Source organism: Rhodanobacter sp. Root627, from assembly GCF_001427835.1.
Classification (GTDB): domain Bacteria; phylum Pseudomonadota; class Gammaproteobacteria; order Xanthomonadales; family Rhodanobacteraceae; genus Rhodanobacter; species Rhodanobacter ginsenosidimutans.
In genome coordinates this window covers 310,866-337,039 of sequence record NZ_LMGW01000003.1, presented here as the reverse complement: position 1 = coordinate 337,039, position 26,174 = coordinate 310,866, and the positions used below count along the sequence as shown (strand labels likewise).

The following is a 26,174-nucleotide window of genomic DNA, read 5'->3' as shown; positions in this document are numbered from 1 at the left end:
TGCGCAATCATCGGTGCGGAATGCGCGTGCGCGAGTGGGGGATGTATGGAACAATCAGCCCCTTTGAATCGACGCAAGCGCGTTCCAAGGGATTTCCGATGGCAGAAGTAGTCAACAACGGCCAGGCCAATGGCCAGGGCAGCCAGCCGCAACTGATGTTGCAGAAGATCTACGTGAAGGATGTCTCGTTCGAGGCGCCCAATGCGCCGCAGGTCTTCCAGGCCATGGGCGAGAACGAGCAGCTGCAGCCGCAGATCCAGCTCAACGTGGGCCAGAAGGCCACCGACCTGGGCAACGACCTGTACGAAGTGGCGCTCAGCCTCACCCTGACCTGCACGCTGGGCGATCGCACCGCGTACCTGGCCGAGGTGGAGCAGGCTGGCCTGTTCGGCATCGCCGGTTTCAGCGAGGAAGAGCACGCCGGCATCATCGGCAGCTACTGCCCGAACCTGTTGTTCCCGTACGCGCGCCAGGTGATTTCGTCGCTGGTGCTGGAAGGCGGCTTCCCGCCGTTCCTGTTGCAGCCGATCAACTTCGACGCGCTTTATGGTGAACAGCAGCGCCGCATGCAGGGCGGCGACGAGGCCCCGACCACGCTCAACAGCTGAGTCGAAAATGGCTGATCTCCCGACCATGGTCGTGCTCGGCGCCGGCTCCTGGGGCACCGCGCTGGCCGCGCTGAGTGCGCGCAACGGGGTGCCTACCCGCCTGTGGGGGCGCGATGCCGCCGCGCTGGCGGCGATCGCGCAAACCCATCGCAATCAGCGTTACCTGCCGGATGTGGAACTGCCGCCGGAACTGCGTTGCGAGAGCGACCTGGCTGCGGCCTTGCGTGGCGCGGACATCGTGTTGATCGCGGTGCCCAGCCACGCCTTCGCCTCCATGCTGGCCGAGGTGGCGCCGCTGCTGGATGCGGGCAGCGCGATCGCCTGGGCCACCAAGGGTTTCGAGCCGGGCACGGGTCGCTTCCTGCACGAGCTGGTGGCGGAACATTTGCCGGGCCGTGCCACCGCGGTGGTCACCGGTCCGTCGTTCGCACGTGAGGTGGCGGCTGGCCTGCCCAGTGCCGTCACCGTGCATTCGGAAGACGAGGCCTTCGCGCGGCAACTGGCCGGCCTGTTGCACGCGCCGAACCTGCGCGCGTATTCGGGCAGCGACGTGCTCGGTGGCGAGCTCGGCGGCGCCATGAAGAACGTGCTGGCCGTGGCCACCGGTATCGCCGACGGCATGGAGCTGGGCCTGAACGCCCGCGCCGGCCTGATCACCCGCGGCATGAACGAGATGCTGCGCCTGGGCATGGCCCTGGGTGCGCGCCCCGAAACGCTGATCGGCCTGTCCGGCCTGGGCGACCTGGTGCTGACCTGCACCGGCGACCTGTCGCGCAACCGCCGTCTCGGCCTGGCATTGGGCCGCGGCGTGGCGATCGACGAAGCCCTGCGCCAGATCGGCCAGGTGGTGGAAAGCATCCTCACCGCCGACGAAGTGAACCGCCTGGCACTCAAGCACGGGCTGGATCTTCCCATCAGCGCGGCCGTGCACGCCGTGCTGCACGGCGAGGTCACCCCGGTGGATGCGTTGCGCCGGCTGATGGCGCGCGAACAGAAAGCGGAATACCCGCCGGGCCTGTTCCGCACCCACTGATCAAACCGCGGCCAGCCGCCCACGTTAGCGCGAAAACGTGCCGCGTGCTCGCGCCGACCGAACCCTGTTTCCGGTGAGTGGCAAGTGTGCCGCCAATGCGCGGCGCGCCTGCTAAGCTCAATGTTTTGCTTGTCGCCATGGACCGCATGCGCATGCAGCAACCGGACGGGAAACAGCGCGCCGGCGGCGCGTCAGCCAACGCTGACGACACGCTTCCGTTAGCGTGGCGACGACTGCTGGCCAAGCCGCGCGTGGCGGCGGCCGACGAGCCGGTCGTGCTCGGCTTTTTCCTTGAAGTGATCCCGCAGGACAACGCCTCCTTCGCTTGCATGGATGCCGCGCCGGTGTTGCTCACCGTGGCCGAACACGGCCGATACGCGCGCCCGGTTCCATTGGACAGCCGCCATCTGGTGCAGGTGACGTTGGCGCCGCACGAACAGCGCCTGGCCGCCACCGTGCTGGGCCTGCCGCAGAGCGTGCGCAAGGGACGCAGCTATGCGCGGCTCAGCGGTCACGTGGGCGACACCCTGCTGGCCGAGATGCTGGATACCGCGCCCTGTTTCCTGGGCGGCCTGGGCGGTTTGCGGCTGTCGCGCAGCCGGCCGCATCCGCTCAACTGGCATTGGTCGATGGCGCCCGACGGCAGCCAGCGCCTGCTGCCGTTGCTGCCCAACAGCCAGCGGCTGCTGCGCATCGATGCCTTGTGGTACCTCGACGCCGAACATGCGGCGCTGGGTTTGCTGGACGCCGCGGCGGAGGAAACCCGCTGGCTGGAATTGCCGCCGCTGAAACCCGAGGACGGACATCGCCTGCGCGACCTGCTGCCGGCCAGCCGGCTGGCCACGCGGCTGCCGCCGCCGCAGGTTTTCGGCGAGATGCGCCGATCCGAACTGGCGCCGAAACCGGTATTGACCCTGCACGCACTGACCCGCCATGCGCGCCTGGCCGCCGGCACGCCGCCGCTGGCCTATGCGCGGCTGGCCTTCGACTACGCCGGCGAGCGGCTCCCCGGCCGCGGCGGCGAGCCGCTGGTGCGGCGCGTGCGCGACGGCCAGCTGGTCGAGATCACCCGCCGCCGCGCGGAAGAACTCTCCGCCATGGAGCAACTCGAACGCGCCGGGCTCACGCCGGGCGTGGATACCGAGGGCCTGCCCTGGGACGTGGCCGAAACCCTGCCCGAGGACGCCTGGCTGTTCCCCGGCACCGGCCACGCCGGCGCGCTGGAGGTCAACACGCCCGCGCGCTGGCTGGCGCTGCGACCCCGGCTGGAGGAGGAAAACTTCCAGCTGGAATACGCGCCCAGCTTCCCGTTCGAGGTGCTCGAAGGCCCGGTGCGCTGGTACGGCCAGGCGGTGGAAGACGCCGACGATCATGCCTTCGACCTGGAGGTCGGCATCGAACTGGACGGCGAGCGCCACAGCCTGCTGCCCGCCGTGGCGCAGGCGCTGGCCGAGCACCAGTTGAACCTCAGCCCCGCGCCGAACGAGCCGGAGGATGCGGTGTGGTACGCGCCGGTCGATGCCCGTCGTCGCGTGCCGGTGCGACTGAAGGAATTGCGCGGCCTGCTGGCGCCGCTGGCCGAATACCTGGAGAAACCGCGCCAGAAACTGCACCTGCCCAAGGTGCAGGCCGGCCGGCTGGAAGAGCTGGCCGCGGCGATGCCCGGTGGCGGCACGCTGGATGCGCCCGAGCCGCTGTTCGGTTTTGCCGCGCGCCTGCGCGATGCGGCCGAGCGCGCCAGCGATGTCGTGCCCGAAGGACTCACGGTGGAACTGCGCCCGTACCAGCGCGAGGGGCTGCGCTGGCTGAACGCGCTGGCCGAAGCCGGCGTGGGTGGCGTGCTGGCCGACGACATGGGCCTGGGCAAGACGTTGCAGCTGATCACCCACCTGCTGTCGCTGAAACAGCACGGCACGCTGACCCAGCCAGCGCTGGTGGTGGTGCCGACCAGCCTGATTCCGAACTGGCAATCGGAAATCGCCCGCTTCGCGCCGATGCTGCGCGTGCTCACCTTGCACGGGCCGCAACGCGCCGAGGAATTCACCCAGCTCGGCGACCAGGACATCGTGCTGACCAGCTACGCCTTGCTGCCGCGCGATGTGGTTGCGTTGAGAAAGCAGGCCTTCGCGCTGATCGTGCTGGACGAGGCCCAGCAGGTGAAAAACCCCCGCACCCAGGCGCGCCGCGCACTGCTGAGCCTGCGTGCACCGCGCTTCGTCTGCCTCACCGGCACGCCGCTGGAAAATCATCTGGGTGAACTGTGGTCGCAGATCGATCTCGCCGTGCCCGGCCTGCTGGGCGACGAGGGCGCGTTCCGCCGTCATTACCGCGTGCCGATCGAGAAACAGCGCGACGAGGAATGCCAGCAGCGGCTGAACCTGCGGCTGGCGCCGTTCATCCTGCGCCGCACCAAGGCGCAGGTGGCCACCGAGTTGCCGCCCAAGACCGAGATCACCCGCCGCGTGGTGATGGAAGGCCGCCAACGTGATTTGTATGAAGGCCTGCGCCTGGCGCTGACCGAGGAACTGCGCGAGGTGATCGCCCAGCGCGGCATCGCCCATTCCGGCATCGTGGTGCTGGATGCGCTGCTGAAGCTGCGGCAAGTCTGCTGCGACCCGCGGCTGGTGAAGCTGGAGGCGGCGCAGGGCGTGCACGAGTCGGCCAAGTTCGAGCTGCTGATGGATATGCTCCCCGCGCTGATCGACGAAGGCCGCAAGGTGCTGCTGTTCTCCCAGTTCACCGGCATGCTCAAGCTGATCGCCGCCGAGCTCGATCGCCGCCACATCCCCTACGTCACCCTCACCGGCGACACCCGCGACCGCGCCGAGCCGGTGCAGCGGTTCCAGAATGGTGAAGTGCCACTGTTCCTGCTTTCCCTGAAAGCCGGCGGCGTGGGCCTCAACCTCACGGCGGCCGACACCGTGATCCACTACGACCCGTGGTGGAACCCCGCCGCCGAAGCGCAGGCCAGCGACCGTGCGCACCGCATCGGCCAGGACAAGCCGGTGTTCGTGTTCCGCCTGATCACCAGTGGCACGGTGGAAGAGCGCATCGAGGAACTGAAAGCACGCAAGGCCGAGCTGGCCGACGCCGTGCTGGAAGGCGGTGGCACCCGCGAAAAGCTCAGTTTCGACCAGCTCGATCTGGATACGTTGCTGGCACCGGCGGGTTGAGCGTCGGGCCAACCTGGCGCGGGGCTACTTTTCGGGCAAATCGGCCTTGTATTGCTCCCGCAACGCGGGCGACGGTGCCTGGACGCGCTCAAGCACGCCGACTGTAACGGTGCCCTGCAATCCTTCGAAGAACCTCTCGGCCTCCTTGTGGATTTTCCGCGACAGGGAAAAGGCGCCCTGCGGAAGTGGCGTCAAACCGTCGATGTAAACCATGTTGCCGCCGACGGCCGCGCTACGGTCCAGCGGCTCCACTTCCCGCACGAAGCGGCGGGTTGCCCGGTCCCCGGCGACGCTGTCGCCATAGGTCTTGCGCAGCTTCAGGTAAATCTTCGAGGCTTCCGAAACGTCGCTTCGCGAACTGCCAAGCACGGCTGTCGTGTAGTCGCGCACGAAATCGCTGTTCTTGCGCTCCGCTGCCAGCGCCAGCCATGCGATGCCCAGCGGCCGATCGGCTGCGATGCCGGCGATGTCGCCATTGACGTAGGCCAGCCCGAGCGCGTGCTGCGCGTCCTTGTTGGCCCAATAGGCCGCTTCCTTGAGCATCTTGACGGCTTGATAAGGATGCTGGCGTTGCAGGTGATATCGCGCGCGGCAGGCGTAGTACTCGCCGGGGAGGAAGCGCTCCCAGCCGCTCATGCAATAGACGCGTTCCTGCGCTGGTGCCGTGGCTGGACCAGCCGCCGCGGAGGCTTTCTCCGCGCTGGCACTCCACGCCATCGATGGCATGCAAACCACCATGCCCAGGACCAGTACGCCGGACCAGTACCTTTTCATGGAACCTCCTTGTGACCTGCCCGAATGAGGCCTGCCAGGCCAAGCGGTCACGGCAAGGGGCGCCGTGACGCGTTTCATCCTACCTCGTCCGGAGAAGCCGCCGGCGGGGTGTGCGTGCTACCGGGTGGCGCCGTCGCGGTGCCCGGCAGGGCGCGGAGTCACGGTTGCGGCGGTACACGCGTGCGCAGCAACGCATCCACCGACTGCTGCCACTGCGGCGACCCGGGCTCCGATTGCGGCGCTTCCTGCCCCAGCTTGTGTTGCACGGCCTGGTTCCATTCGGCGGAGCCGTGATCGGGGCCGTGGCCGTTGTCGCTGATGGCCAGTGTGCGGTCGACCCACGCGTACCAGCCGGGCGAGCCCAGCGCGGCATTCGCCGGTGGGGTGTTGGCTGGCTGGGTTTGCTGTGCGGCGGTGGGCGCGTCGGCCGGCGGCGTGGGCGAGCACGCCGTCAGCAAGAGCAGCAGGGGAATACAGGCGACGAATCGGCGCATGGTCATTCCTGTGGCGGAGGGCGGCTTCGAAGCCTAACCGAGCGGCCTGCGCAGAGAATTAATTTTTCATCAGCAAGCCGTTGCCGGTTGCGGTGTTCAGTTGCGCGCCGCAACCTCGTCGATGTGCAGCAGCAGGTCGGCCGGGTCGTCGTACACGCGGAAGGCGCCCGACTCCTGCAGCTCGCCGCGGCCGTAGCCGCCGGACAGCACGCCCACGCCCAGCGAATGCGCGCGCTGGGCCGCCAGCATGTCCCACACGCTGTCGCCGATCACCAGCGACTGGTGGATGTCCACGCCCAGGCGGCGCGCCGCGGTCAGGAACAGGTCCGGGTCGGGCTTGGCATGGCGCACCTGGTCGCGGGTCACTACGTGCACCTTGGCCGGGTCGACGCCCAGCGCCTCCAGGTTGGCCGCGGCGGTCGCCATGCGTCCGCTGGTGGCGATGGCCCAGGGGATGTCCTGCGCGGTGAGGTAATCCAGCAGTTCGCGCGCGCCGGGCAGCGGGCGTATGGCGCTTGCCGCGTGTTGGCGGTTGTAGGCCTCGGCGTGCCACTTACGCAGTCGCGCGAGGCGCTCTTCGGTGATTTCCAGCCCGGTTTCGCGCAGCAGGATATTGGCGAACAGGCCGCCGCTCATGCCGATCTTGCGGTGGATGCGCCACACCGCCAGCTCCACGCCTTCGCGCTCCAGCGCTTCCTTCCAGGCCAGCACGTGCTGGTAGACGCTGTCGACCAGCGTACCGTCGAGATCGAACAGGAAAGCAGTGTCGCTGCGTGGCATCGGGGTTCTCCAGTGAGTAGTCGACGCCAGTATGACGGTCAGGCGATGAGCGCGGCGACAACAAGGCGCGTGCGATCGCGATTGGCCGTCCAGACGGGCCGATGGTCGCGGGTCGATGCCGGCCTCAGGCTTGCCATCAGCGTGGTTTCAGCGCATCCGGCGTGGTCCTGATAGCGCTGTCAATTTTGCCCGGGAGAAGCCCACAAGGCGTGCCCGGTTTCCTGCATCGCCAGCGCGGCGGCGCCCAGCAGGCCCGGTTCCGAATGGGTGATCGCCACCGTGGGCACCTGCTCCATGGTGTCGCGGAAGCGGCCCTTGGCCTCGAAGCGCTCGCGGAAGCCGCCATGCTGCAGCCACGGCAGCAGGCTCGGCAGTACGCCGCCGGTGAGGTAGACGCCGTCCCAGCCGCCCATGGTCAGTACCAGGTCGCCGGCCACGCTGCCGAAAATGCCGGCCAGCGTCTCCACCGTGCGCACGCACAGCGGGTCTTCGCCGGAGACGGCGCGGGCGGTGATGTTTTCCGGCGTCAGTTCCTCGACCGGCTGGCCTGCGATGTCGGCCAGTGCAAGGTAGAGGTTGACCAGGCCGTTGCCGCAGATCATGCGTTCGTTGGAGACGCGACCGAAGCGCTGGTTGAGCCGGTGCAGGATCTCCACGTCTTCGGCAGTGTGCGCCGCGAAGCCGGCGTGGCCGCCCTCGCTTTCCAGCACGCTGCAGCTGCCGTCACGCAGCAACAGTCCGCCCACGCCCAGACCGGTACCCGGCCCCATCACCACGAAGGTCTGCGAGGCATGACTGCCCAGCCGGGGCAGTGGCGGCGCACCCACGGTCACCAGGTCTTTCGGGGTCAGCAGGGTCACGGCCATGCTCTGGGCGGCGAAGTCGTTCACCAGCCGCACCGAGTTCATGTCCAGCTTGTCGCGCAGCAACTGCGCCGAAACCGCCCAGGGGTTGTTGGTGATCTGCACCGTCTCGCCGTCGGCGATGCGCCCGGCAGCGGCGATGATCGCGTGCTTCGCGCTGAAGCCGGTGTCGGCGAAATACTGCCGGATCGCCTCGGCCAGGGTGTCGAAATCCTTTACCCGGTAGCGGCGGATGCTGTCGGTCAGCAGCGGCGCGGTCAGATCGGTGTCCGCCAGTGCGAAACGCACGTTGGTACCACCGAGATCGGCGAGCAAGGTCGGGGTACGGCTGGGCTGACTCATGATCTTCCTGACGACGGGAAAACCCCTAGCGTGCACGTTGCGGCGGCTGTTCGTCCAGTGTTTTACCCAACCATACGTGGTGGAATGGGCCTTGAAGGCCTTCCAGTCGCCGTTTCAGGGGCGCCGTTTTGCGCCCTGGCGCTAAAATGGCGGTTATCGATTTCGCGAGCCCACACCCATGAATTTCCCCGCCGTCCGCATGCGCCGCATGCGTCGTGACCCCTTCTCCCGCGCCTTGATGCGCGAGCACACCTTGCTGCCCAGCGACCTGATCATGGTGGCGTTCGTGATCAACGGCGAAGGCCAGCGCGAAGCCGTGCCCTCGATGCCGGGCGTGGAGCGGCTGTCGATCGACGAATTGCTGAAACTGGCCGGCGAATGCGTGCGGTTGGGCATCCCCGCGCTGGCATTGTTCCCGTCGCCGGGCGCCGCGGTGAAAAGCGAGGACGCCGCCGAGGCGTGGAACCCGGATGGCCTGATGCAGCGCGCCACCCGTGCGCTGAAAGCTGCCTACCCCGATCTGGGCCTGATCGGCGACGTGGCGCTCGATCCGTACACCACGCACGGCCAGGACGGCCTGATCGATGCGGACGGCTACGTGATGAACGAGCCCACCGTCGAGGCGCTGGTGAAAATGGCGCTGGCGCAGGCCGAAGCCGGCATGGATTTCGTGGCGCCCTCGGACATGATGGATGGCCGCATCGGCACCATCCGCGACGCGCTGGAGGAAGCCGGCCACATCCACACCCGCATCCTGGCCTATTCGGCGAAATATGCCTCCGCGTTCTACGGCCCGTTCCGCGACGCGGTGGGTTCGTCGGCCAACCTGGGCAAGGGCAACAAACACACCTACCAGATGGACGTAGGCAACAGCGACGAGGCGCTGCGCGAGGTGGAGCTGGATATCAGCGAGGGTGCCGACGCGGTGATGGTGAAGCCGGGCATGCCTTACCTGGATGTGCTGCGCCGGGTTAAGGACGCTTTTGGCGTGCCCACGTTCGTCTATCAGGTCAGCGGCGAATACGCGATGTTGAAGGCGGCCTCGCAGAACGGCTGGCTGGACGAGAAGGCGGTGGTGCTGGAGTCGCTGACGGCGATGAAACGGGCGGGGGCTGATGCGATTCTGACGTACTACGCGATCGACGCGGCGCGGTGGTTGCGCGGGGAGTGAACTCCGCCCACTGGCACAATGGATCGCGAGCGGGAGCGCTTCAGTTTTATTTCTCAGGGAAGTTCATGGAATACACGATGGCCGAGATTTTCCAGCCATGATCGGTGCGGACCAGAAGCCAGGATTCGCTTCCGATGTTTTCTGGATTTCCATCGCTTTCGAAAACAAAATCGAAACGGTTGGGGTGAGGGGGACTTTCCGCGGCGCACTACATGCGGAAGGTCAGGGTTCGAATACTTCGACTTGAGCCATCGCATTGCGAGCATGGTGCGGCGCTAAGGCGCGCCGCCGCGCGGCCCGGTCAAGCGAATCTCGTACACATGCGGCCAGCGTTTGCCGGTGACGAACAGCCGGTCATGCGTGGCGTCGTAGGCGATGCCGTTGAGCACGTCGTTGGCGGGGTCGGGTGTGTCTTCGGGTCGCGGTGCCAATCCGCTCAGGTCGATCCAGCCGACCACCTTGCCGCTGGACGGGTCGATGCGGGCGATGCGCTGGGTCAGCCACACGTTGGCGTAGATCTGGCCGTTCACCCATTCCAGTTCGTTGAGGTTGGGCAGCGGATCGCCGTCGGCGGTGACGTCGATGCTGCCGACCTGCTGCAGGGTTTCCGGATCGAGCCGGCGCAGGGTGGGGGTGCCGTCGCTCATCAGCAGGTGCGTGCCGTCGCTGGTCAGTCCCCAGCCTTCGCCGGAGTAGCTGAAGCGCGCCAATGGTTTCAGCGTGGCCAGATCGAAGACGAAGCCTTGCTGGCCGCGCCAGGTGAGTTCGATCAGGCGATCCTTCCAGGCGACGATGCCTTCGCCGAAAAACCCCGGCCCCGGCGTGGCCTGCTGTTGCAGCACCTTGCCGCTTTGCAGGTCCACCTTGCGCACGAAGGATTGCCCCACGTTGCCGGTGCCTTCGTACAAATAGCCGTCCAGATAGAACAGGCCCTCGGTGTAGGCGTGGGTGTCGTGCGGCCACGTGTGCGTCACGGTGTAACCGTAAACCGGCACGTTGCCGGCGGCAGCCGTCGCGCCGACGAGCGAAGTGCCAAGCAAGGCGATAACCATGGCGAGTCGTTTCATGGCGCCATGATGCCGGAGCCGTGCGCCGCTGTGTCAGTGACGGGTCACCCCGGCCGGGGCGGCGCATGGAATAATCGAGGCTTGCGACGAAGCCGGGATACGCGTGGAAAGTCACCAATTTTTGCAGACGGCGGTGGTCTTTCTGCTGGCCACGGTCATTGCCGTGCCGTTGACCAAGCGGTTCCGGCTGGGCTCGGTGCTGGGCTATCTGCTGGCCGGCGTGGTGATCGGGCCGCCGTTGCTGGGGCTGGTCAGCGATACCGAGGGCGTGGCCACGATCTCCGAGTTCGGCGTGGTGCTGATGCTGTTCGTTATCGGCCTGGAGTTGTCGCCGCAGCGGCTGTGGGTGATGCGCCGCTCGGTGTTTGGCACCGGCTTGCTGCAGGTGGTGGCCACCAGCATGGCGATCGGCGCGGTGGCGTATTACCTGTTCGGCCTTACCGGCAAGGCGGCGGTGATCGTGGGCGGCAGCCTGGCGCTGTCCTCCACCGCGTTCGGCCTGCAGATCCTGGCCGAGCGCAAGGAGGCCGGCTCTGCCTACGGGCGCCAGGTTTTCTCGATCCTGCTGTTTCAGGATCTGGCCGCTATCCCGTTGATCGCCGCGGTGCCGTTGCTGGCCTCGTCGACGGCGCAGAGTTTCGACCTGCTGGCGATCGCGCGCACGGTGGCGGTGATCGTGGCAGTGGGCGTGGGTGGTCGCTACCTGTTGCGGCTGGTATTCCGTTTCGTGGCGCGCGCCGATTCGGTGGAGGTGTTTACCGCCACCGCCTTGCTGGTGGTGATGGGCGTGGCCTTTCTGATGGAGCTGGCGGGGTTGTCGGCCACGCTGGGCGCGTTCCTGGCCGGCATGCTGCTGGCGGATTCGGAATACCGGCACGAGATGGAATCCAACATCGAGCCGTTCAAAGGCCTGCTGCTGGGGCTGTTCTTCATCAGCGTGGGCATGTCGATGGACTTGTCGCTGCTGCTGAAACGGCCCGGGCTGATTTTCGGCCTGGTCGCGGCGTTGCTGGTGCTGAAGGGCCTGCTGCTGTGGCCGCTGGGTCGTTTGCTGGGCGGGCTCAACCGCTCGGACACGCTGCGCCTGGTGGTGCTGCTGGCCTGCGGCGGCGAATTTGCGTTCGTGGTGCTGCGCCTGGCGGCGGAGAAGCACCTGATCGCCGTGGCCCAGCGTGATGCCTTGGTGCTGACGATCACGCTGACCATGGCGCTGACGCCGCTATTGGTGGTGCTGGCGTCGCGGGGCCTGCAGCGTGGGCCGAAAAAGCCTTCGCGCGAGTTCGACGCGATCGATACCGATACGCCGCGGGTGATCATCGCCGGCTTCGGTCGCATGGGCCAGATCATCGCCCGCGTGCTGCGCGCGCAGGGCATTCCGTTCGTGGCGCTGGAGCATTCGGCCGAGCAGGTCGATGTCTCGCGCCGCTTCGGCACCATCAACCTGTTTTTCGGCGACCCCGCGCGGCCGGAGCTGTTGCGCGCGGCGCAGGCGGAAAAGGCCGAAGTGTTCGTGTTGGCCACCGACGACCCCGAAGCAAACCTGCGCACGGCGCGATTGGTGAAGCGGCAATACCCGCACCTGAAGATCATCGCCCGCGCGCGCAATCGCCAGCACGTGTTCCGGCTGATGGACATGGGCGTGGACGAGCCCATCCGCGAAACCTTCCATTCCAGCCTCAAGATGACCCTCAAGACGCTGGAGGCGCTGGGCCTGACGGATGAATTCGCGGTCGACCGGGTGGAGCGGTTTCGCCGCTACGACGAGGACCTGCTGAAAAAGCAGGCACTGGTCTACGACGACGAAACCAAGCTGATACAAAGCACCCGCGATGCGCTGGTCGACCTGCAGAAGCTGTTCGAAGCCGATGCGGAGCCGGGGGCGGAACGGGAGCGCGAGAAAGGCACGGTGCGGCCCGAGGAGTCCTGAGGGAAGGAGTCAATCAACGGCAGCGTTTAGCCGTCCAAAACGCTCTGCTTGCAGCATAAAGGCAAGAGCGCCCTCATCCGCCTGCGGCACCTTCTCCCGCGCAGCGGGAGAAGGGAAGACGGTGCTCAGTCGGCCGGTTGTGCCGGCTGGCGCAGGGTCTGTCGCACGCTGGGGATGGCGCTGGCGCGGGCGGCCAGTTCGTGGGCGATGTCGATGTAACCCAGTTGCCGCGCTACGTCGGCGGCGGTGCGGCCGAACGCGTCGGCCGCGTTGCGATCGGCGCCGCGTGACAGCAATACGCGGGCCGGCGGCAGCAGGGCGTGCATCGCGCAGGCATGCAGCGCGGTGACGCCGCGCTGGTCTGCATGCCCGGCGCGCGCGCCGGCTTCCAGCAGCACCGGCACCAGTGCGCCGATGTGGGTGGCGTCGCATTCGCTGCCCGGCCGCAACTGCGCGCCCAGCAGCAACAGCAGCGGCGTCATGCCTTCGTTGTCGGCGCGGTTGATGTCGGCGCCGTGCTTGAGCAGCACGTCGAACAGGCGCCGTGCCCGCAGGCTGTCGTTGTGCTCGAAACCGAACTGCGCCGCCGCATGCAAGGCGCCACGTCCGCGCGCATCGACGGCGCCGAGTTCGGCGCCCGCCTCCAGCAGCATTTCGACGATCTCCGGATAACCCATCGCGGCGGCCACCATCAACGCGGTCGCTTCGTTGGGCAGACGCTGGTCGACGGCCACGTCGCGTTGCAGCAGCAAATTGACCAGGACTTCGCGGCGCGCCGCCACGGCGGCGCCCAGCGGCGTTACGCCATTGCTGGCGGCCAGCGTGGCATCGGCACCGGCATCGAGCAGGTGGTTGGCGATGTCGCGATGGCCGGCGCCGCAGGCGTGCAGCAGCGCGGTGGCGCCGTGCGGGTCGGGCGTGTCTACGGCGAAGCCGAGTTCCAGCAGCCGCTGCACCGCGGCGGTGGCGCCGGCGGCTGCGGCCAGCGGCAGGTCGCCGGCGCGCAGCGGGCGTCGCGGCAGGCGCCAGTCGGCCCAGTTCAGCCAGCGCTCGATGGCGGGGTCTTCCAACGCCAGGCCCAGCGGGGTTTCGCCGTTGGCGTCGGCGGCCTCGGGGTTGCCGCCATGGGCGATCAGCAGGCGCACCAGCGGCAGGGCTTGCGGGCCGTGCTCGAGTGCGGCGAACAGCGGCGTGCGGCCTTCGCGGTCGCGGGTGTTCGGATCGCAACCGCGCGCCAGCAATGCTTGCAGTACGTCGGTTTGCGCGTTGACCACGGCGAGATGCAGCGGCGAACGTTCGCGCGCATCGGGGCCGAACGGGTCGGCGCCGCGCTCCAGCATTTCCAGCGGCAGCGCGTTGAAGTCGGTGCTGCCGTGCAACCGCACCAGGGCCTGCGCCAGCAGCCCGGCGCCGGCCGGGCTTGCGCCGGCCTGCAGCAATTCCCCGACCGCCTCGGCCGAACCCGGAAGCCGCTGCAGCAGGGCGTCGAACAGCCGCCGCCCCAGCGGTGAAAAAGCGGTTTCGGTCGGATCGCCGGCATCGGTTTCGGCGTCGTCCAGTTGCTGTGTGGGCAGGCGCGCTTCGGCGTCGAGGCCGTGATCCAGCAGCCAGCACCGCGCATGGCGCAGGCCGGGGGTGGCCAGTTGCAGATACAGCTGCGCCAGCTCGGCGGGCGGCCATTGGCGCACACGCTCGGCGAAGCCGGAAACCACGGCCCAATGGCCGAAGCGCAGCGCATCGAGCAGATGCGCCGGTGTGTCGGAACCCTCGGCCAGGGTGTCGTGGCTGAGGTTGGCGGGCAGCGGCGTTTCCGGGTCCAGCAGCGCCACCAGATCCCAGCGGCCGGCGGCGGTGGCATGGTCGAGCGCGCTGCGGCCGTCGCTGCCGGGGAGTTTGGGTTCGGCGCCGAGCGCCAGCAGCGCGCGGACGGTTTCGGCGTGGGCGTGCGGCGACTGGCAGGCCAGGGTCAGCGCGTCGCGCCCGTGTTCGTCGCGCTGGCGCGCGTCCGGTTGCGCCTCGGCCAGCAGTTGCACCACGCCACAGGCGCCGGCGCGGGCAGCTTCCATCAGCGCCGTGCTGCCGTGCTGGTCGACCAGGTTGACGTCGGCACCGGCAGCGCGCAGGGCGCGGGCGATCTGTTCGTGGCCTTCCGCGGCGGCGGCCTGCAGCGCGCTGCGATGGCGGGCATCGACCGCGTTGACCGCCGCGCGATGCTTGAGCAGCAGCTTCACCCCGGCCATGTCGTCGTCGGCGATGCCCGCCGCGGCGACCAGTGCCGGTTCGCCATCGGCGGGGGCGGGTTTGGCACCGTGTTCCAGCAGGAATTTGGCCAGCGGCCAGTTGGCGGCGCGGCAGGCGCCGGCCAGCGGGCTGATGCCGGCCTTGTTCAGCGCGTTGATCGGCGCGGCGGCATCCAGCAGCATTGCCGCGACACCGGGTTCGGCACTCAACGCGGCGCCATGCAGCGGCGTGTTGCCTTCGGCGTCGGTGACGGTCGGGCTGGCGCCATTGGCCAACAACGTGAGTACCGCCTCGGGCCGGCCGTGGCGGCTGTCGCGGGTGGCGGCCAGCAGCGGAGTCAGCCCGCCGGAGGCGCGATTGACGTCGGCGCCGCGGGTGATCAGCGCGCGCAGCAGGCGGGTGTCCGGCAGTAGCGCCGCCAGCATGAGCACGGGGCGCTGGTCGCGATCGGCGGGATCGGGCGCGGTATCCGGATCGGCACCGGCCTCGATCAGCGCCAGCGCCCGCTCGATGTCGCCGTCGCGGGTCGCCGCCAGCAAGGCCTGGGCCTGCTCGGGCGTGCCGGCGATGCGCTCCTGTTCGTTCAACGGCACCGGTGCCGGGCGCGGCGGATTTTCCACATCGTCCGCCAGCAGAGGCCGTTTGCGACCCTTGCCGCTGCGCGTGCAAAGCAGGGCACGCAAGGTGCGGTTGGCTACCACCAGGCAGCCCAGCGGCAGTACCACCACGCCATAGACGGCCAGTGCGGCGATGCGCAGCTCCGAGGGCAGCACGCCGTACAACCCGGTGAGCGCGATGGCCACGAACGCCATCACCAGCAGCGAAAAGGCCGCCGGCAGGAAGTGGCTGAAAAAACGCTCCTCGCTGGACAGGTGGCGACCGAACGCCAGGCTGCGCAAGGTGGCGGTGAAAATCCACGAGCCGTCGCTTTGTTGCGGGTAGGCGTCATCCCATACGAACACCAGCCCGAACGCCGGCCACAGCCGCCACAGCACCGCCAGCGCAATCACGCAGGTGGCCGCCAGCGCCAGCGCGGCGCTCAGCCCGTGTGACAGGTTCAGTTGCAGCATCGGCCACGCCACCAGCACGAACACCAGTGCGGTGTAGCCGGTGAACATCACCAGGTGCGCCGCGCCCCGGCGCAACACCGTCCGTACGAAGCGGGGTTCCGGGTCGAAGCCGATCGCGTGGCAGATGGCGGCCATCGTCAGCGCGTTGGCCAGCAGCAGCGGAATCAGCGTCAGCGGGTGGGTGGCCAGGCCGGCGGCGGCGACGGCGAGCAGCCCCGGAATGAACCAGGCAAGGGCATGCGGGAGGGGCGGGCGGCGTCGCGATTTGGGCAGGGTCATGCCGACAGTATAGAAACCGTGACGAATCCAGACGATAACCCAGCGTTAACGCGTGCGCGTGCGCTCCCGGCCGCGTATCCGCCGGTGATCTTCAATCGTCGCGGTCGCCGTGGAGTTCACGTCGGTAGGCCGGGTGGTTGGCGGCGGCCAGGGTTTCCTGCGGCGGCACCTGCAGATGCCAGCCCTGGGTGCGCAGGTGATCGAGTACCTGCAAGGTGTCCTCGTTCGGCAGCTTGCGCTGCTCGTCCAGTTGCACCTCCATCACGAAGCGCAATTCGCCCAGCAACAGCATCAGCGATTCGGGCAATACGTCGAACGCATCGCGCTCGGCCAGCCACACGTAGCTGTCGTGTTTGCGCAGGCTGGCGTAGACAAAACAGGGCATGGCGGGCATCCGGAAGGGGGTGCGGCGATTCTCCACGGTACCACCTGAACCTGCCAGCCTGGCCGTCTGCGACAGGCCCCGCCCCGTTTGCTCCGGAAACCGTGTTTGCGGGCCGTGGACATTGCTGCTGCCACACTTGCAACTGCTTGGCAGAGTGGGCAAAGTGCCCAAAGGTCGTTCAAACGATTGTATTAATTTATACAGAACTACCACCCCGAACCGGGCCCCGTACGAACAAAAGCAGGAGCAAGCGATGCAAACTTCATTCCGTATCCTTTCCGGCACCGCCCGGCCGCTCACGCTCGCCGCGTTGAGCCTGGCCATCGTGGGTGCTTTGGTTGCGCCCTCCAACGCCGATGCCAGCGCCTTCCAGTTGAAGGAAAACAGCGCCAAGGCCATGGGCCGCGCCTATGCCGGCTCGGCTACCGCTGGCGGCGACGTGTCGGTGGTGGTCAACAACCCCGCCGCGATGAGCGACCTCAAGGGCACCTATCTGCAGGCCGACGTCACCGCCATCAACTTCAGTACCAAGTTCAGCGGCACGGCGACCGACGTCATGGGACGCCCGATCGAGGGCGGCAACGGCGGCGATGGCGGCACCACGTTGCCGGTGCCGGCGTTGTTCTTCGCCACCCAGGTCAGCGACCGCATGCATCTGGGCTTCGGCTTCTCCGTGCCGTTCGGCTTCCAGACCGAATATGACCGCAACTGGAAGGGTCGCTACGGTGCGGTCAAATCCAAGTTCCAGTCGCTGGACGCCACCTTGTCCGCCTCGTTCGACGTCACCGACAACTTCAGCCTTGGCGCCAGCGTGATCGCGCAGAAGACCTCGGCCGAGTTGACCAGCGCCATCAATTACAACGCCGTAGGTCTGAGCATTCAGCAGGGCATTCCCGCGGCCGCCGCGGCGACGGCTGCGAAGCAGATCGCGCCGCTGATCGCCCAGGTCCAGGCGGCCGTGGCTGCCGGTGCGATGTCGCAGGCGCAGGCCTCGGCGCAGATCGCCGCGATCCAGGCCCAGGCCCAGCAGATGGCCACTGCCGCCGCGACCGCCGGCGCTGCAAATGTAGCGGCGGCCACCCCGCCGGGCGGCGACGGCTTCGCCCGCATCAAGGGCGACGACTGGGCCTACGGCTGGCAGTTGGGCGGCTACTGGAAGCTCAGCCCCAACGACAAGCTGGCGCTGAACTACCGCTCCAAGATCAGCCACACCCTGGAAGGCACCGGCAACTTCACCACCACCGCCGGCTACGACGCACTGCTCGCCAACCCGCAGCTGGCCGCCTCCATCCCGCCGTTCCAGCACACCACCGGCACCGCGGACTTCACCACCCCGGCCGTGGCCAGCGCCAGCTACTGGCATCAGGCCGAACGCTTCGGCCTCGGCATCGACCTGGCCTGGACCAAGTGGAGCGCGTTCCAGGATCTGACCGTGAACTACGGCAACAGCCAGCCGTCGACGACCGAGCACTACAACTGGCGCAACACCTGGTATGCGTCCGTGGGCGGCGACTACAACGTCAACGACAAGCTGACCGTGCGCGCCGGCGTTGCCGTCGACAGCACGCCGACGTATCTGGCCACCCGCAGCGCGCGCGTGCCTGACTCCACCCGCAAGCTGGCCACGGTGGGCCTGAGCTACCAGGCCAGCGACAACTTCGAGATCAACGCCTCGTACGCGCACATCTTCGTCAACAACGCGCACGTCGATACCATCGATTCCACCGGCAACCGGCTGGCGGGCAATTTCGAGGACTACGGCAACCTGCTCGGCGTGTCGGCCACGTACAAGTTCTGATTCCCCGACAAACCCGAGTCACGACCCAAGCCTCCCCGTGCGAACGGGGAGGCTTTTCGTTTCATGGGTCGCGCTCGCGATGTGGCGTCATGAGGCCGCCGCCAGGCGTCCTCGTACGCTATCCGTGCATGGCGCGCGTCCAATGTGCGCACGTAGACAACTCGGCTATACTGCGCGTCCGCCGCCATGCGCCTTGCATGGAACGGCCGGCCATCAATGCATGCGTCCGTAGCTCAGCTGGATAGAGTACCGCCCTCCGAAGGCGGTGGTCGTGGGTTCGAATCCCGCCGGGCGCACCACCTTGACTCTTTCCGCTTGCGCGATCGGCCATGCCGATGACCTTGCGCCGTTACCTGCGCCAGCCGGCGCCGCTCACGCCTCGAGCTGATAATCCGCCAGCCACTCGGCAACGGCCGGCCCCTTCATGGGGCGGCTGAACAGGTAACCCTGCAGCGCATCGCAACCCATGTCGATCAGGAGCTGCGCCTGCTCGGCGGTTTCGACGCCTTCGGCGATCACCGTCATGCGCAATTGATGGCCGATTGCCACCACGGTATGGGCGATGGCGACGCTGCTGGCGTCCCGCGGGATGTCGCAGACGAAGGACTTGTCGATCTTCAGCTTGTCGACATGGAACTGGCGCAGGTAGGACAGGCTGGAATAGCCGGTGCCGAAATCGTCGAAGGAAAGATGCACGCCCAGTGCGGACAGCTGCTGCATCGAGTGCAGTGCGCGGTCGACGTTTTCCAGCAGGGCGCTTTCGGTCAACTCCAGTTCCAGCCGGTCGGCCGGCAAGCCATGGCGGCGCAGCGTTTCAGCCACCTGTTCGGCGAAGTTGCCGCGCTGGATCTGTTGCGCCGACACGTTCACCGCCACGAAGAAATCGCCCAGGCCGGCATCCATCCACGCGCGCGACTGGGCGCAGGCGTGATCGAGTACCCAGCCGCCAAGCTCTGGCATCAGGCCCAGGCCTTCGGCCACCGGAATGAAACGTTCGGGCATCACCAGGCCCATCTCGGGGCTGTTCCAGCGCAACAGCGCCTCGAAACCGATCACGGCGCGATCGCTGCTGCGGATTTCCGGCTGGTACACCAGATGCAGCTCGTCATGCTGCATCGCATGGCGCAGGCGGATGCCCAGCATGCGGCGGTCTTCCATGCGGCGCATGTCGTCGGTCGAGTATTCGCAGACCAGATCGCGCCCCAGTTGCTTCGCGCGCGACATGGAGGCTTCGGCGCGGCGCAGCAGGTCGTTGATGTCGTGCACGCGGCCGGGATACGTGGCCACGCCCACGCTGATGGTGACCCGCACCTCGCCATCGCCCAGCGTCACCGGCTCGGCCACCGCGCGGCGCAGTTGCTCGGCCAGCACCGTCGCCTCCTCGCGGTCGATGTAGGGCAGGGCGACCACGAACTCGTTGCCGGTAAAGCGGGCCACGCGGCCGCGCGTTCCGACATGGGCGCTCAGGCGCTGCGCCAGCTCCGCGATGACCCGGTCGCCCACTTCGTAGCCCATCGCCTCGTTGACGGCGTGGAAGCGATCGATGTCGGCGAACACCAGGCTGAAGGGTTCGTCCGCCCGCTGCTCGGCGTGCTCCTGCAGCATCGTCTCGATGACCGGAAAGCGGGCCAGGCCGGTGGCCACGTCGTGGGTGGCCGCATAGGCCAGCCGCGCCTCGGTGTCGCGATGCTCGGTGATGTCGCTGAGGATGCCGATGTAATGCGAGGTTTCGCCGCCGGGTTCGCGCACCGGTGCGAAATAAAGCTGGTTCCAGAATGGCGTGCCGTCCTTGCGCTGGTCGCGCAGCACCGTGTTGCAGTCGCGTTGTTCGGCCAGCGCCCGGCGGACCATCGCGCGCTCGCTTTCGCTGCTGTCCTCGAAACCCAGCTGGCGACAGCTCTGGCCGATCACTTCCGCGGCGTTGTAGCCGGTGATGTGTTCGAATGCGTGGTTGATGAAGGTCACCGGCGCGCCCGGCTCGCGCGCGTCGGCAATCACCACGCCGTTGCCGGTGGACTGGATGGCGCGTTCAAGCAGCCGCAGCTGCGCCTCGACGCGGCGGCGCTCGGTGATGTCCTGCAGGTGCGCCAGCACCGCGTTGACGCGGTGGTAGGTCAATGGATGAAACAGGCCCTCGACCTGCAACTGCCGGCCATCGCTGTGCTGGATGTCCCAGGGTTGTGCGGTGGCGGAAAACAGCTCGCCGCTCTCCAGGTCGGCCAGGAAGCGGGCGCGGTCCTCCGGGGCCAATACGGAGTCGATGTTCTGCCCGAACAGGTGCAGGGGCGACCAGCCGTATTGCACATGCGCGGCGGCGTTCGCGTTGAGGATGGCGTGGGTGTTGCGGTCGAACACCAGCAGTGGCACCGGGCTCTGCTCGAACAGCAGCCGGTGCTGCGCCTCGCTGTCGCGCAGCGCCTCCATGAAATGCATGCGATCGACGGCGTAGCGGATGCTGCGGTCCAGCCGCTCGGCATCGATCGTTCCCTTCACCAGGTAGTCGCTGGCGCCGGCCTCCATCGCGGCCACGTCCACCGCGTGGTTGCCGCGCCCGGTCAGCACGATGAACGCGCGCGACAGGCCTTCGCGGCTTACCGCTTCGATCAGGTCCAGCCCGCTGGACGGCCCCAGCAGGTAGTCCACCAGGTAGACGTCGTGCGCGCCCTTGCGCAATTCCTCCAGGCCCTGTTGCGGCGTGGCGCACCAGTCGAACGCGTAGTGGCTGCCGGGGGCATCGTTGAGCAGGTCGCGGATGAGGACGAAATCGTCCTCATCGTCATCGACCACGAGAACCCGCAGCGGCGCCGCGTTCATTCGCCGCTCCCCTGTTTCTCGGTGGGGAGCTGCACGATGTCGGTCCAGTAGCGTTCCAGCGAACGCAGCACCGCGATCAGCTCCTCGAAGCGGCTTGGCTTGGTCACGAACGAGTTGGCGCCAAGCTGGTAGCTGGCCAGGATGTCGAGCCGGGCGCGCGACGTGGTGAGGATGATCACCGGCAGGTGTTTCAGCCCGTCGTGTTCGCGTATCGCATGCAAGGCCTCGCGGCCGTCCATGCGCGGCATGTTGAGATCAAGCAGCAACAGGTCGGGGAGTTCGCCGTCGGGTGCGTCGATCAGCGCATTCAGGCGCGCCATCAGCTCCACGCCGTCCGGTACGAATTCCAGTTCCACCTCGACACCGCTGTCGCGAAACGCGTCGCGCATCAGCACGCGGTCGTCGGCATCGTCCTCGGCCATGAGGATGGACAGCGCGGCACGGGCTTGACTCATGAATCCACTCCCAGAAACTTTCCGTCGATGAAGGAGGCATCCTGCGGATCGGCCGGTTCTGGCGTGCTGGCCGACCCGGGCAGCATGACGATGAAGCTGGCCCCCTGTCCAGCCTGCGCCTCGGCGCGTACCGAGCCGCCGTGGCGCTCCACGATACGCCGCACGATGGCCAGGCCGATGCCGGTGCCTTCATAGACGTTGCGCGGGTGCAGGCGCTGGAACGGGGCGAAGATGCGCTCGGCGTAACTGCTCTCGAAGCCGATGCCGTTGTCGGTTATGCGCAATTCCCAGCGCGCGGCGCCCGGGGCGTCGGCATTTTCGATCCGGGTAGCGGTGATGTTGATGTGGCAGGGGCGGTCGGCGGCGCGGAATTTCAGCGCATTGGCCAGCAGGTTCTGCAGCAGCTGGCGCATCTGGGTCGGGTCGGCCTGGATCACCGGCAACGTGCCCACCTCGATCACCGCCTGCGCCTCGGCGATGCGCGTTTCCAGGTCGTCCATGACGGCGCTGAGGGTGGTCGAAAGGTCGACGGCGCTGACCGCCACGTTGCGCGTGGCCACGCGGGAGTAGGCCAGCAGGTCGTCGATCAGCGCCTGCATCCGGTGGGCGGCGTGGCCCATGCGTTGCAGGTAATCGCTGGATGACTCGTCCAGCGTGGCTGACAGCCGCGACAGCAGGCGATCGGAAAACGACTGGATCTTGCGCAGCGGCTCCTGCAAGTCATGCGAGGCGACATAGGCGAAATCCTGCAGCTCTCGGTTGCGGATGCGCAAGTCGTCCATCGCCCGTGCGAGCGCCATGTCCGCCTGCTGGCGCGCCGTCACGTCGCGCGCGGCACCGTAGAGCAGGCCATCGGCCGCGCTGATCGACACCCACTCCAGCCAGCGGTAGCTGCCGTCGGCGCAGCGCATCCGGGTCAGCAGGCCGTTGATCGATTTCACGCCATCGAGCTGGCGCTGGATCGCCAGTTGCGTGGGCGCCTTGTCCAGCGGATGCAGCAGGTCGATGAAGGGAATGGCCAGCATGTCCGCTTCGTCCAGGCCCAGCAGTCGGGCGTAGGCCGGGTTGGCCTGAAGGAACATGCCGCTGAGCGGATCGGCGATGCAGAACACCTCTTGCGACATCTCGAAGAACTGGTTGCGCTGCTGCAGCACGCGCCGGGCTGCCTTGACCCCGCCGATGTCGCGGAACGCCATCACCGCACCGGCCAGCTGGTTGCGGATGATCAGCGGGGTGGCGAGGTAGGCCACGTCCAGCACGCTGCCGTCGGTCAGCTTGAACGCGGCGTCATCGTCGGAGGCATGGGCCACGCCGCCGAGTATTTTCTGCAGCGTGCCGCGCATGTTGTCGGGGAGTTCGTCGCCGGTCGGCAACCGTTCGGCCGACAGCTTCAGCGTGCGCGACGCGGTGCGGTTGAGGAAGGTCGGCTGGCCATCGGCATCGACCGCCACCAGGCCTTCACCCACGCTTTCGGCGATCGCGTAGATCAGCGCCAGCTGGCTGGCCTGCGCCTGTTGCGCGTGGCGCAGTTCGCGGTGGTCCTGCAGCACGGCGAAGACACCGCGCGGTTCGCCCTGCACGATGATCGGGATGTTGACCAGATGTGCCGCGAAGCGCTGCTCGTTCGCGTCCAGCGCGGCCACGTCCAGGCGTGCGGATTCGCCGCGCGTGGCGTTGTCCAGCGCCGCTTGCACGCGCGCGCCGTCGACCGGCGCAAAACTGTGCACGAAGGCCAGCCGTTGCGGCCGGTCCAGCCCCAGCAAGGCATTGGCCGCCGGGTTGCGGCGTATCACCCTGCCATCCAGGTCCAGCGCCAGCACGCCGTCGGGGTGATGCTCGAACAGCGAGCGGAAACGCTGCTCGCTCTCGCTCAGCCGGGTGAACGCGTCGGCGTGCTCGATCGCCACGCCGGTCAACGCCGCCAGCGTGTCGATGCCGCTCATCTCCGCGGCGGACGGATCGTGCGTTGCGTTGTAGTACACCGCGAACGTGCCCAGCACGGAACCATCGCGGGCCAGTACCGGCGTCGACCAGCACGCGCGCAGGTCGTGCGCCAGGGCCAACGCGGCGTAATCGCGCCACAGCGGATCGGTGGCGATGTCGGTCACCACCACGCGCTCGCCGCGCCACGCCGCGGTGCCGCAGGAGCCGGCCGCCGGACCGATCGGGGAGCCGTCGATGCCGTGGCGGAAACCAGCCGGCAGCCCGGGCGCGGCACCGTGGTGCAAGCGGCCGTCGCGCAACAGCAGGATCGAGCAGGTCGCGTCGTGGTGCGCCGTTTCGTACGCGGCCACGATTGATTCCAGCACCTGCGGCAATGCGTGGCCGCGAGCGATTGCGGTGAGGATCTGCCGCTGGCGCTGCTCCAGATCCTCCGCGCGATGGAGCTCAGTGTGGTCGCGGCCGACCACGTACATGCAGTGCGATTGCTCCGACCACACGGCCGACCACTGCATGTACAGCACCTGCCCGTTGTGGCTCACGATGCGGTTGCGGAAGTTGGGGTTGGGTACGCCTTGCTGTACTTGGGCGGCGGCCGCGGCGGTGTTCTCGCGATCGTCCGGATGCACGACCTCCGTGAGCGGCTTGCCCAGCAGCGACTCCGGCGCGAACCCCCAGCGCCGCTGCGCCGCGGCGCTGAGTTGCAGGAAACGGCCCTCGCGATCCAGCACGCAGATCACGTCCGGCGCGCTGTCCATCATCAATCGCGACGCCTCCAGCGCGCGCTCCAGTTCGCGGCCCTGTTCGCTCAGCCGTGCACTGTCGGCCTCCGCCCGTTGCGTGCGTTCGCGCGCCAGTGCCGACAGCCGCAAGGCAACCGCCAGCAGGCCGCCAAGGGCAAAGCCCAGTAGCAACACCAGCTGCGGTATGCGGCCGTGCTCGCCGCCCGTGCCGGGGTAGACGCTCACGCTCAACCACTGGCCGTACAGCTGCAGATCCATGCTGGCGGGAGCCTGCGCCGCGCCGTGGTCACCCTGCGCGTACAGCGTCTGGCCATGCTGGGTGATCAGCAGGCCGTGCAACCCGGGCATGGCGTCCAGCAGGCTCGGAAACAGCCGATCGAACTGGAACGCCCCCACGACGTAGCCCTGTGTCGCGTTGTCGGCGCGCACCGGCACCACGATCAACTGGCCCTGCCTGCCGTTGAGCAGCGTCAGTGGCGCGCTGAGCACGGCGCCTTCGCCGGCGTCGACCTGGTCGAAGATGCGCGCGGGCGCAAACAGCTGGCCGTCGGATCGAGCGGCGGATGTGGATGGCCGTACCAGCGTCTGTCGCATCACGTGGCCAGCGTCGGCGTAGCCCATCGCGCGCAGGCCCATCATGTCGCGGAGATAGTTCGTGGCATCCCGCGCAAAAAGCTGCTCGCGCATGGGGGCAGGCATGCCGGCCAGGCGCGACGCCAGCCGTTCGAAGGCCTCCATCCGCGAACTCATGCCTTCGTGCAGCAGGTTGGCGACGTTGTCGCGGCGGCTTTGCAGCGCATCCCATTCCAGCCGGCTTTGCTGCTGTTCCAGCGACCGCCACAACAGCAGCGACGACGCCACCGTCAGCAGGCAGATGACCGCCGGGAAAACCACGGTGCGGTAGTGGTGTTGCGATGGCGGACGCGGATTGCTGGCGGCCAGCCCGATACCCAGCAGCAACATGCCCAGAGCCACCGGTAGCGACATTGGCGTATGCGGGCCGAGCGTACGCATGCCCGGCAGCGCGAAGATGTAACCCACCAGCGTCAGTACGCCGGCCAGCGAAATCAGCAGGCCGCAGGCCCAGGTGGCGCTCCACCAGGCAGGGTTTCGCCGGGCGAACAGCGCGCACGTCAACCCGCCGATGGCCAGCAGCAACGACAACGCGGTGTTGGGTGCCAGTCGGCCGGGAATGGCGTTCTCGGCCTGGATCGCCTGCTGCCGCCACAGCAGTTCACCGACGATGTCGACCCGGTCCAGGTACTCCGCCAGCAAGGGTGACACCGCCAGCGGGATGCACAGCAGGCCCAGGCACCACGCCGCCAACGTGCGCCCACTGCCAAGCAGCCACAGGGCATGGCCCAGCAGCACGAAGGCCAGCGCCGTGTTGAACGCCATCGGCACCAGGAACGTTCCGCCCTGCACCAGCGCGGTGGCCTGCACCATCCAGCCCAGCAAACCCATCCAGCCCATGCCCGACAACGCGGCCGGCGCGATGGCCGCAGGCCGCGCGGGTTCCTCCAGCAACGAAGCGAACAGCCATCCGGTGCAACTGAGCGCCAGCGTCTGCAGCGCGCTGAGCAACAGGCTCATGGCCGTGTGTGGTTCGCTCCACGCCCGCAGCAGGTAGGCCAGTCCCGCAAAAACCGCAGCCATGGCGATGCCGCGTGCCGCTGCACGCAGGGTGGTGGAAGTGGTGGCGGTGGCACAGATGGCAGCCGGCACGACCAGCAGCGTGATGTACCAGAGCGGCAGCCTGGCTTCGGGTACATGCCCGGCCCTGATCAGCAGCGCCGCCCACGCCGTGGCACACAGGGCGAGCACCAGCCCGCCACGCCTCTGCCCGCGCGCCGTCGACCAGGCCGACAAGGCCAGCACGGCCAGCAACGCATCCAGCGCCACGCGTTCCATCGAAAAGGATCCGGCGAGCGTCGCGCCGCAGGCATCCAGCAGCGCGAGCGCGGGCACCAGCAGTGCGCCGGTCACCGGAAACCGCAAATGCCGCCTGGCGTCAGCCATGTCATCCCCCTGATGACTCCATCATGCCGCCCGCAACGCCGCAAGGCACACCCTGCTGGTGCAACGGCAGCGATGAACCCCGGAAAGTCGCCCCTGAATCCACCTGTCCTCGCCTGCGACATGCAGTAAAACACGCCCGCGTCGGTACGGGAACATCGACGTGAAAGACCTCGCCGGGGGTGTTCTTGTCGCCGGGA

Annotated in this window: 16 protein-coding genes and 1 tRNA gene; 7 read left to right on the top strand and 10 right to left on the bottom strand. The window is 67.7% G+C overall.

The window, feature by feature from the left end:
• Nucleotides 1–98: 98 nt before the first annotated feature.
• From secB to ASD68_RS14295, 3 genes are all read left to right on the top strand, one after another.
• Nucleotides 99–608 carry a protein-export chaperone SecB gene (gene secB, locus ASD68_RS14305; RefSeq protein WP_056085141.1) on the top strand — a complete coding sequence of 170 codons (510 nt, stop codon included), beginning with the start codon at nt 99–101 and terminating at the stop codon, nt 606–608.
• Nucleotides 609–615: 7 nt separating this feature from the next.
• Nucleotides 616–1,641 (top strand): NAD(P)H-dependent glycerol-3-phosphate dehydrogenase, encoded by a 1,026-nt coding sequence (locus ASD68_RS14300; protein ID WP_056607938.1) that lies wholly within the window; start codon nt 616–618, stop codon nt 1,639–1,641.
• 152 nt (nt 1,642–1,793) lie between these two features.
• A complete protein-coding gene (locus ASD68_RS14295) occupies nt 1,794–4,814 on the top strand; it encodes a DEAD/DEAH box helicase (protein ID WP_056608100.1) in 3,021 nt (1,006 codons plus the stop codon).
• A gap of 24 nt (nt 4,815–4,838) precedes the next feature.
• On the opposite strand, the gene ASD68_RS14290 is transcribed toward ASD68_RS14295, so the two are convergent.
• From ASD68_RS14290 to glk, 4 genes are all read right to left on the bottom strand, one after another.
• A complete protein-coding gene (locus ASD68_RS14290; protein WP_156458428.1) occupies nt 4,839–5,540 on the bottom strand; it encodes a hypothetical protein in 702 nt (233 codons plus the stop codon).
• Between the two features lie 206 nt (nt 5,541–5,746).
• Nucleotides 5,747–6,082, bottom strand: a complete 336-nt coding sequence (locus ASD68_RS14285) for a hypothetical protein (protein ID WP_056608098.1) — start codon at nt 6,080–6,082, stop codon at nt 5,747–5,749.
• Between the two features lie 96 nt (nt 6,083–6,178).
• A complete protein-coding gene (locus ASD68_RS14280) occupies nt 6,179–6,862 on the bottom strand; it encodes an HAD family hydrolase (RefSeq protein ID WP_056084503.1) in 684 nt (227 codons plus the stop codon).
• A 179-nt stretch (nt 6,863–7,041) separates the two neighbouring features.
• Nucleotides 7,042–8,067 carry a glucokinase gene (glk, locus tag ASD68_RS14275; RefSeq protein ID WP_056607934.1) on the bottom strand — a complete coding sequence of 342 codons (1,026 nt, stop codon included), beginning with the start codon at nt 8,065–8,067 and terminating at the stop codon, nt 7,042–7,044.
• Nucleotides 8,068–8,245: 178 nt separating this feature from the next.
• On the opposite strand from glk, the gene hemB reads away from it, so the two are divergent.
• Entirely contained in the window at nt 8,246–9,238 is a 993-nt protein-coding gene (gene hemB, locus ASD68_RS14270; RefSeq protein ID WP_056607932.1) for a porphobilinogen synthase, read from the top strand.
• A gap of 275 nt (nt 9,239–9,513) precedes the next feature.
• Here hemB and ASD68_RS14265 read toward each other — a convergent pair whose 3' ends face one another.
• On the bottom strand, nt 9,514–10,305 hold the full coding sequence (locus ASD68_RS14265) for a glutaminyl-peptide cyclotransferase (RefSeq protein WP_056607931.1): 792 nt from the start codon (nt 10,303–10,305) through the stop codon (nt 9,514–9,516).
• A gap of 103 nt (nt 10,306–10,408) precedes the next feature.
• Between ASD68_RS14265 and ASD68_RS14260 the strand changes: the two genes are divergently transcribed.
• Nucleotides 10,409–12,232: a monovalent cation:proton antiporter-2 (CPA2) family protein gene (locus tag ASD68_RS14260; RefSeq protein ID WP_056607929.1), complete on the top strand. Its 1,824-nt coding sequence runs from the start codon at nt 10,409–10,411 to the stop codon at nt 12,230–12,232.
• Nucleotides 12,233–12,357: 125 nt separating this feature from the next.
• Here ASD68_RS14260 and ASD68_RS14255 read toward each other — a convergent pair whose 3' ends face one another.
• Complete coding sequence (locus tag ASD68_RS14255) at nt 12,358–15,822, bottom strand: ankyrin repeat domain-containing protein (protein ID WP_056607927.1); 3,465 nt, start codon at nt 15,820–15,822, stop codon at nt 12,358–12,360.
• A gap of 91 nt (nt 15,823–15,913) precedes the next feature.
• The gene (locus tag ASD68_RS14250; RefSeq protein ID WP_040670630.1) at nt 15,914–16,207 is read right to left on the bottom strand and encodes a YcgL domain-containing protein; all 294 of its coding nucleotides are present in this window, start codon (nt 16,205–16,207) and stop codon (nt 15,914–15,916) included.
• Between the two features lie 253 nt (nt 16,208–16,460).
• On the opposite strand from ASD68_RS14250, the gene ASD68_RS14245 reads away from it, so the two are divergent.
• On the top strand, nt 16,461–18,005 hold the full coding sequence (locus ASD68_RS14245) for an outer membrane protein transport protein (protein ID WP_056607925.1): 1,545 nt from the start codon (nt 16,461–16,463) through the stop codon (nt 18,003–18,005).
• Nucleotides 18,006–18,227: 222 nt separating this feature from the next.
• Nucleotides 18,228–18,304 (top strand) — tRNA-Arg (locus ASD68_RS14240).
• Nucleotides 18,305–18,377: 73 nt separating this feature from the next.
• On the opposite strand, the gene ASD68_RS14235 is transcribed toward ASD68_RS14240, so the two are convergent.
• From ASD68_RS14235 to ASD68_RS14225, 3 genes are read right to left on the bottom strand one after another with little or no spacing between them, the layout of a single operon-like run.
• Nucleotides 18,378–20,819 (bottom strand): EAL domain-containing protein, encoded by a 2,442-nt coding sequence (locus tag ASD68_RS14235; RefSeq protein WP_056607922.1) that lies wholly within the window; start codon nt 20,817–20,819, stop codon nt 18,378–18,380.
• Nucleotides 20,816–21,274 carry a response regulator gene (locus ASD68_RS14230; protein WP_056084539.1) on the bottom strand — a complete coding sequence of 153 codons (459 nt, stop codon included), beginning with the start codon at nt 21,272–21,274 and terminating at the stop codon, nt 20,816–20,818. The genes ASD68_RS14235 and ASD68_RS14230 overlap by 4 nt, the downstream gene beginning before the upstream one ends.
• Nucleotides 21,271–25,977, bottom strand: a complete 4,707-nt coding sequence (locus ASD68_RS14225) for a PAS domain S-box protein (RefSeq protein ID WP_056607921.1) — start codon at nt 25,975–25,977, stop codon at nt 21,271–21,273. The genes ASD68_RS14230 and ASD68_RS14225 overlap by 4 nt, the downstream gene beginning before the upstream one ends.
• Nucleotides 25,978–26,174 lie beyond the last annotated feature (197 nt).